Source organism: Saccharopolyspora sp. 6V, assembly GCF_020176785.1.
Lineage (GTDB): Bacteria > Actinomycetota > Actinomycetes > Mycobacteriales > Pseudonocardiaceae > Saccharopolyspora_C > Saccharopolyspora_C gregorii.
Map to the genome: position 1 here is coordinate 1 of NZ_JAIUKB010000046.1, position 7,064 is coordinate 7,064.

Annotated in this window: 7 protein-coding genes; 4 read left to right on the forward strand and 3 right to left on the reverse strand. The window is 71.1% G+C overall.

What is annotated here, in order from left to right:
• Positions 1 to 119 precede the first annotated feature (119 nt).
• Together LCD35_RS10450 and LCD35_RS30705 are read right to left on the reverse strand one after the other, a co-directional pair.
• Positions 120 to 1,733 carry a cation acetate symporter gene (locus LCD35_RS10450; protein WP_224957831.1) on the reverse strand — a complete coding sequence of 538 codons (1,614 nt, stop codon included), beginning with the start codon at positions 1,731 to 1,733 and terminating at the stop codon, positions 120 to 122.
• Complete coding sequence (locus tag LCD35_RS30705; RefSeq protein WP_224957832.1) at positions 1,733 to 2,149, reverse strand: DUF485 domain-containing protein; 417 nt, start codon at positions 2,147 to 2,149, stop codon at positions 1,733 to 1,735. Before LCD35_RS30705 ends, LCD35_RS10450 begins: the two co-directional genes overlap by 1 nt.
• 440 nt (positions 2,150 to 2,589) lie before the next feature.
• Here LCD35_RS30705 and LCD35_RS10460 point away from each other — a divergent pair, with 440 nt between their 5' ends.
• The gene (locus tag LCD35_RS10460; protein ID WP_224968568.1) at positions 2,590 to 4,080 is read left to right on the forward strand and encodes an OFA family MFS transporter; all 1,491 of its coding nucleotides are present in this window, start codon (positions 2,590 to 2,592) and stop codon (positions 4,078 to 4,080) included.
• Positions 4,081 to 4,090: 10 nt separating this feature from the next.
• The gene (locus LCD35_RS10465) at positions 4,091 to 4,228 is read left to right on the forward strand and encodes a hypothetical protein (RefSeq protein WP_224957903.1); all 138 of its coding nucleotides are present in this window, start codon (positions 4,091 to 4,093) and stop codon (positions 4,226 to 4,228) included.
• A 135-nt stretch (positions 4,229 to 4,363) separates the two neighbouring features.
• Here the strand turns inward: LCD35_RS10465 and LCD35_RS10470 are convergent, their stop codons facing one another.
• Positions 4,364 to 4,567 carry a cold-shock protein gene (locus LCD35_RS10470; protein ID WP_224957835.1) on the reverse strand — a complete coding sequence of 68 codons (204 nt, stop codon included), beginning with the start codon at positions 4,565 to 4,567 and terminating at the stop codon, positions 4,364 to 4,366.
• A gap of 420 nt (positions 4,568 to 4,987) precedes the next feature.
• Here LCD35_RS10470 and LCD35_RS30430 point away from each other — a divergent pair, with 420 nt between their 5' ends.
• Both LCD35_RS30430 and LCD35_RS10480 read left to right on the forward strand, forming a co-directional pair.
• Positions 4,988 to 6,238, forward strand: a complete 1,251-nt coding sequence (locus LCD35_RS30430) for a sensor histidine kinase (protein ID WP_224957836.1) — start codon at positions 4,988 to 4,990, stop codon at positions 6,236 to 6,238.
• Positions 6,235 to 6,897: a response regulator transcription factor gene (locus LCD35_RS10480; RefSeq protein WP_225044102.1), complete on the forward strand. Its 663-nt coding sequence runs from the start codon at positions 6,235 to 6,237 to the stop codon at positions 6,895 to 6,897. The genes LCD35_RS30430 and LCD35_RS10480 overlap by 4 nt, the downstream gene beginning before the upstream one ends.
• The last annotated feature ends 167 nt before the right edge of the window (positions 6,898 to 7,064 follow it).

The window sequence follows — 7,064 nt, forward strand, 5'->3', positions numbered from 1 at the left end:
CCCCCCGCCCCCCGCCCCCCCCCGGGGGCGCGGGGGGGCCCCCCCCCCCCCCCCCCCCACCCCCCCCCCCGGGGGCCCCCCGGCACCCCGGGGGGGCCCCTCGTCGCGCGCGTCGGGCGTCAGGCGCGTTGCGGCTCCTTGAGGCCGGAGCCGATCCCGGTGAGGGAGCGGACCTCCATCTCGGCCTGCTTGACCGGGTCCTGGTCCTTCTTGCCGAGCAGGGTGCCGAGGAAACCGGCCAGGAAGCCCAGCGGGATGGACACGATGCCCGGGTTGGTGAGCGGGAACAGGTCGAAGTCGGCGCTGGGGAACATCGCCGAAGGCCGTCCCGACACCGCGGGCGAGAACGCGATGAGCACGATGCACGACACGAGGCCGGTGTACATCGACCACAACGTCCCGGTGGTGTTGAAGCGCCGCCAGAACAGCGAGTACAGCATCGTCGGCAGGTTCGCCGAGGCGGCCAGCGCCAGCGCCAGCGACACCATGAACGCCGCGTTCTGCCCGATGGCCGCGATGCCGCCGACGGTGGAGAGCACGCCGACCACGAGCGCGGTGAGGCGGGCGACCCGGATCTCGGAGCCGGTGTCGGCCTTGCCGCGCTTGATGATGTTCGCGTAGACGTCGTGCGCGAACGAGGCGGACGCGGTGAGCGTGAGGCCCGCGACGACCGCGAGGATCGTGGCGAACGCGATCGCGGCGACCACGCCCAGCAGCCAGGAACCGCCGATGCGGTGGGCCAGCAGCAGCGCCGCCGAGTTCTCCCCGCCGGGCGCGTTGGTGATCGCGTCTGAACCGACCAGCGCGGTCGCGCCGAAGCCGAGCAGCATCGTCGCCAGGTAGAACACGATCATCGTCCAGGTGATCCACACGACCGAGCGGCGCGCCTCGCGGGCGCTGGGCACCGTGTAGAACCGCATCATGATGTGCGGCAGGCAGGAGATGCCCAGCACGATCGCCATCGCCAGCGAGATGAAGTCGATCCGCGACAGCGAGGTCTGGCCGTACTGCGCGCCCGGTTCCAGCAGCGCCTGGCCGAGCGGGCTGTTGGCCGCCGCCTGCTCCAGCAGGCCGGAGAGGTCGTAGGAGAAGCGGCCGATCAGGAACACCGCCATCAGCGACACGCAGATCAGCAGCAGCGTGGCCTTGATGATCTGCACCCAGGTGGTGCCCTTCATGCCGCCGACCAGCACGTAGAAGATCATGATGAGGCCGACGGCGACGACGACCATCGCCTGCCCGAACTTGCTCTGCACGTCCAGCAGCAGCGCGACGAGACCACCGGCGCTCGCCATCTGCGCGACCATGTAGAAGAACGAGATGACCAGCGTCGTGTTCGCGGCGGCCGCGCGGACGGGCCGCTGCCGCATCCGATAACCGATCACGTCGCCCATCGTGAACCGCCCGGTGTTGCGCACCAGTTCGGCGATGAGCATCAGTTCGATCAGCCACGCCACGAGGAACCCGACGGAGTAGAGGAACCCGTCGTACCCGTGCACGGCGATGGCCCCGGCGACGCCGAGGAACGAGGCGGCGGAGAGCCAGTCACCGGCCAGCGCGATGCCGTTCTGCGCGCCGGTGAGGTTGCCGCCCGCCACGTAGTAGTCGGAGGCGGTCGTGTTCCGGTTCGACACCCGGTACACCACGAACAGCGTCAGCAGCACGAATCCGGCGAAAACGCTGACGGTGGTCGTCGGGTCGCCGACGGCCCCGGCCGCGATGGTGGTCGTCATCAGCGGTCGGCCCCTTCCTGCTCGCGCAGCTGGTCCACCAGCGGATCGATGCGCCTGCGCACGTACCGCCCGTAGAGCACGGTGACGATCGCGGTGGTGACGAACTGGAGCAGCCCCAGCACGATGCCCATGTTCACGTAGCCGTACACCTGCCGGCTCATGAAGTCCTCGGCGTAGGCGCCGAGCGCGACGTAGGTGAAGTACCAAGCGAGGACGAGCAGCGTCACCGGGAACACGAACCACCGGAATCGACGCCGGAGCGCGACGAAATCGTCGCTTTCCTGAATTGCGGCGAAATCGGTTCCACCCGAGTTCGCGGGGCGCCGGAGGCTGTGTTTCGAGATGTTGCCGAATCGTGGCTCGGCGTACTGACCGTCAAGCCGGTCTCGGCTTCGGTTCTCCGACGTTCGGGGCATGCTGTGGATCCTTCGGGCTTGCTCGCGCGTCAAGGAATCCGGATTCTATCCCCTCGGGGCCAAAGAAACACGTGCGGGCGCTATCCGAACTTCCAGCTACATCAGCGCAAATAATTGGTCTCGAAACGGTCACAACATTGGTCACGGGACCAACACGATGCGCTACACGGCGTAACCGAGACTGAGGCGTTTTGTAATTAATACGTGCGTTTCGCCCGACTCGAACGGGCACTTTCCCGTGCGTAGCAAGGCCCTTCCCGCCCACCAGCAGCGATCACGAATCGTGACGGGTGATCCGGACCCCAGCGCACCCCGCCTCGATTGTTCGCCAATTTCCCGTTTGACCAGGCAGGTAGCATCTCGAATTCGTGCGCCCCTCACGTGCCGGGGCGCGTTTCCGGTACCAGCCACCGGAACCCTTGCACCAAGGAGGTTTACTTGTGACAGTGCGTGACGGATTCTCGGTCGTTGCGCCACCGACCTGGAACCGTTGGCTAGTCCCACCCGCCGCGCTGGCCATCCATCTTTCCATCGGGCAGGCCTACGCGTGGAGCGTTTTCAAAAGCCCGCTGGAATCGAGCCTCCAGATTTCCGGGACCGGTAGCGCGCTGCCGTTCCAGGTGGCCATCTTCTTCCTCGGGCTGTCGGCGGCGTTCGGCGGCAAGTTCGTGGAGTCCCGCGGCCCGCGCTGGGCCATGCTGGTCTCCACCATCGCCTTCGCCTCGGGCTTCCTGATCTCCGCCCTGGGCATGTACCTGGGGCAGTACTGGCTCGTCGTCGTCGGGTACGGCGTGGTCGGTGGCATCGGCCTCGGGATCGGGTACATCGCACCGGTGTCGACGCTGATGAAGTGGTTCCCGGACCGCCCAGGTCTGGCCACGGGCATCGCCATCATGGGCTTCGGCGGCGGCGCGATCATCGCCTCGCCGTGGTCGACCGCGATGCTCGACGCCTTCGGCAAGACCACCAGCGGCATCGGCAGCACGTTCCTGGTGCACGGCATCGTCTACGCCGTGTTCATGACGCTCGGCATCCTGCTGGTCCGGGTTCCCCCGCCGGGCTGGACCCCGCCGGGCTGGACCCCTGCCGCCGCGGCCAAGAGCACCAACCCCATCAAGGTCTCGGCCAACAACGCGCTCCGCACGCCGCAGTTCTGGTTGCTGTGGATCGTGCTGTGCCTGAACGTGACCGCGGGCATCGGGATCCTGCAGAAGGCCTCCCCGATGATCCAGGACTTCTTCGCGGGGACCAGCACTCCGGTGGCCGTCGCCGCGGCGACCGGGTTCGTGTCCCTGCTGTCCCTGGCCAACATGGGCGGCCGCTTCGCGTGGTCGGCGCTGTCCGACCGCACCGGGCGCAAGAACATCTACCGGGTCTACCTCGGAGTGGGTGCGCTCGCGTACCTGCTGCTGCTGTTCGCGGGAGACAGCAGCGTCGCGCTGTTCGTCGTCGCCGCCATGCTGATCATGTCGTTCTACGGGGCGGGCTTCGCGACGATCCCCGCCTACCTGAAGGACCTGTTCGGCACCTTCGAGGTCGGCGCCATCCACGGCAGGCTGCTCACCGCCTGGTCGGTGGCGGGCGTGCTCGGGCCGGCCATCGTGGACGCGCTCGCCGACTCCGGCGAGGCCGCGGGCAAGTCCGGTGCGGACCTGTACACGGTGTCGTTCTACCTGATGACCGGCGCGCTGGTGATCGGGTTCGTGGCGAACGAGCTGATCCGCCCGGTGCACTCCCGGTTCTACGAGCCGGAGCAGGCCGCGGCGGAGGCCGAGTCCGGTTCCGGCGACGCGGCGGAGACCGCCGAGTCCGAGTCCGCGGACTCCGCGAAGTCCGAGCAGGCCGACGCGGACGACTCCGCGGCGGAGAAGGCCGACGAGTCGACGGACACCGCGAAGGCGTCCAGCACGTCCGGCGAGCAGAGCAGCTGAGGGGCGAGAGATGACCGAGCAGAAAACCGCACCCGAAGGCGGGATCGGGGTCAAGGCCCTCCTCACCGTGTCCTGGCTGTGGGTGGGCGTCCCGTTCGCGATCGGCGTCTACCAGCTCGTGATCAAGGCGGCGCAGCTGTTCGCGTGAGCGGCGCCGCCCGGTGATCGACCGGGCCGAAAACACTGAGGCCGACCGTCCAGCTGGACGGGCGGCCTCAGTTGTGATCACCCCCGGATCGCGGGGAGTCCCCGGCCCGGGTTCACATCGCCTGGAAGGCGAAGATCAGACCACGCGCACGGACTCGGCCTGCGGGCCCTTCGGGCCCTGCGTGACCTCGAAGGAGACCGTCTGGTTCTCCTCCAGGGTGCGGAAGCCGGCGGCGTCGATGGCCGAGTAGTGGACGAAGACGTCGGGTCCACCCTCGGACGGCTCGATGAAGCCGAAGCCCTTCTCCGAGTTGAACCACTTCACGGTGCCCTGTGCCATGTTCCTGCTCCATCCTGGTAGCTGGTCGGTTCCGGTGCCAGGTCCGGCACCGGGGTCGCGGATCTCAGACGGCGACTACTCCAGCTACTCCCAAGACAGCAGCTCGCCCGCATCAGCACTCCTGCGAGCGTGCGAAAAACACGAACCCAGAAACAACGACCGCCATCGAGAATACACGTCGGCCCGCGGAGGTCCGAGCCCTCGACCGCCCCGCCCGCGCCGCGCACCAGGCGGAGGCCGGTCTCCGCTGCGGATTCAGCCCGTGGCGAACCCCCGATCGTGGCGGAGAACACCGCCCGCCGAGCCGCGATCCGCGCTCCCCCGGGCGGCTCGGGACCCCCGGCTAAGATCGCCGCGTGCCGCCGACAGGCGCGGACGCCGGGCCCGCGGATCGTCCGCCGCGGCGCGGAAGGAGCACGGATGCGCATCCCGCCGAGCGCGCCGCGGCCGCTGAACCCGATGGCCGCCGCCGGGTGCGGAGTGGTCTCGCTGGCCCTGTTCCTCGCGATCCCGCTGGCCGGTGCCGCGGACCCGACGCTCGGCGACCTGCCTTCGCCCGGCGAGGGCCGGTGGTGGCTGCTGGGCGCGGTGCTGCTGGTGCAGGCGGTCACCGCGGTGCAGGTGAACCGCCGCCCCGAGGTGGTGCTGCCGCTGGTCGCCGGGGTTCCGCTGGTGGCGGCCTGGTTCGGTCCGAACGCGGCGTTCAGCACCACCGCGGTGACCTTGATCGCGTCGGTGTACCTCGCGGTCGTGGCCCGGATGCGGCGGCCGCGGGTCGTGCTGCCCGCCGCGTGGCTGCTGGTGGCGACCGCCCAGGCCTGCAACGAGGTGCGCGGCGGAGCGCTGACGGTGCCGGAGGCGCTGCTGGCCGGGCCGGCGCAGGCGCTGGTCGTCGTCGGGCTGCCGCTGCTGGCCGGGTCCGTGGTCGCGGCGCAGCGGGACGCCCGCGACGCCCGCGAGCAGGAGGCGCGGGCGCTGCGGCGCGAGCAGGGCGCGCTGCTGGAGGCCGCGGTGTCGCAGCAGCGCGCCGCGATGTCCCGGGAGCTGCACGACATCGCCGCGCACCACCTGTCCGGGATCGCGCTGATGGCGGCGGTGATCGACCGCCGGATCGACTCGGACCCGGCGGCGGCGAAGGAGGCGGCCCGCGAGATCCGGCAGCAGAGCACCGCGGTCCTCGACGACCTGCGGCGGCTCGTCGGGCTGTTGCGGGAGGATCCGGGTGCGGAGTCGCCGGTCGCCGCGCTGGAGGCGGTGCCGGAGCTCGTCGCCCAGCGCCGGGCCACCGGTGCGGAGATCGACCTGGTGCTGCCCGAGTCGGGGACCGACGGCGTCGGCCCGCTCGCCCAGCTCGTCGCCTACCGCGCCGTCCAGGAGTCGCTGGCCAACGCGGCGGCGCACGCCCCGGGCGCGCGCTGCGCGGTGGAGATCGGCGCCCGGGACCGGGACCGCGTGCAGGTCGTCGTCCGCAACGGCGCCCCCGCCGCCGCGGGCGCGGGACCGGGCGGCGGGTACGGCCTGCTCGGCATGGCCGAGCGCGCCCAGCTCGTCGGCGCCGACCTGGACTACGGCCCCACTGCGGGCGGCGGCTGGGAAGTGCGCCTGCTGCTGCCCCGCGAAGACCCGTCCCCCGCGGCGTCCGCGCCGCCGACCCCGGAGGCAACGGCGTGATCCGCGTCCTCGTCGCCGACGACCAGCACCTGACCCGCGCCGGGCTGTCGGCGCTGCTGGGCGGCGAACCCGACATCGAGGTGGTGGGCCTGGCCCGCGACGGCACCGAGGCGCTGGCGATGGCCCGCGAACTGGCGCCCGACGTGGCGTGCCTGGACATCCGGATGCCGGGTCGCAGCGGCATCGAGGTGGCGGCCGAGTTGTGCGCCGCGGACGCCGACCCGCAGGTGGCGGTGCTGGTGCTGACCACGTTCGACCTGGACGACTACGTGTTCGGCGCGTTGGAGGCCGGCGCCTCCGGGTTCCTGCTCAAGGACGCGGAGCCGGACGCGATCGTCGGCGCGGTCCGCCAGGTCGCCGCCGGGCAGGGCACCATCGACCAGAGCCTGACCCGGCGGATCCTGCGCGAGTTCGTGCACCGCCGCCGCCTGCAACCGGTGACCGCGCGCCGGGCCGGGGACCTGCTCACCCCGCGGGAGCACGAGATCCTGCTGCTGCTCGCGCAGGGCATGTCGAACGAGGACATCGCCCGCGCCCTCGTCGTCGAGGTGTCCACGGTGAAGTCGCACCTGGCGCGGATGCTGCCGAAGCTCGGCGTGCGGTCCCGGTTGCAGGCGGTGGTGTGGGCGTACCAGAACCACGTGGTCGCGGTCCCGTGACCGGCTCCCCGGTCGCGGGCCGGGACAGGTGCCGGGGGGGGGGGGCCGCGGGGGCGCCCCCCCGGGCCCCCGGGGGGGGGCGCGCCCCCCCCCGGCCCCGGGGCCCCCCCCGGGCCCCGGGGCCTCCGGGGTCGTCAGCACGACGACACTCATCACCGGGGCCAACA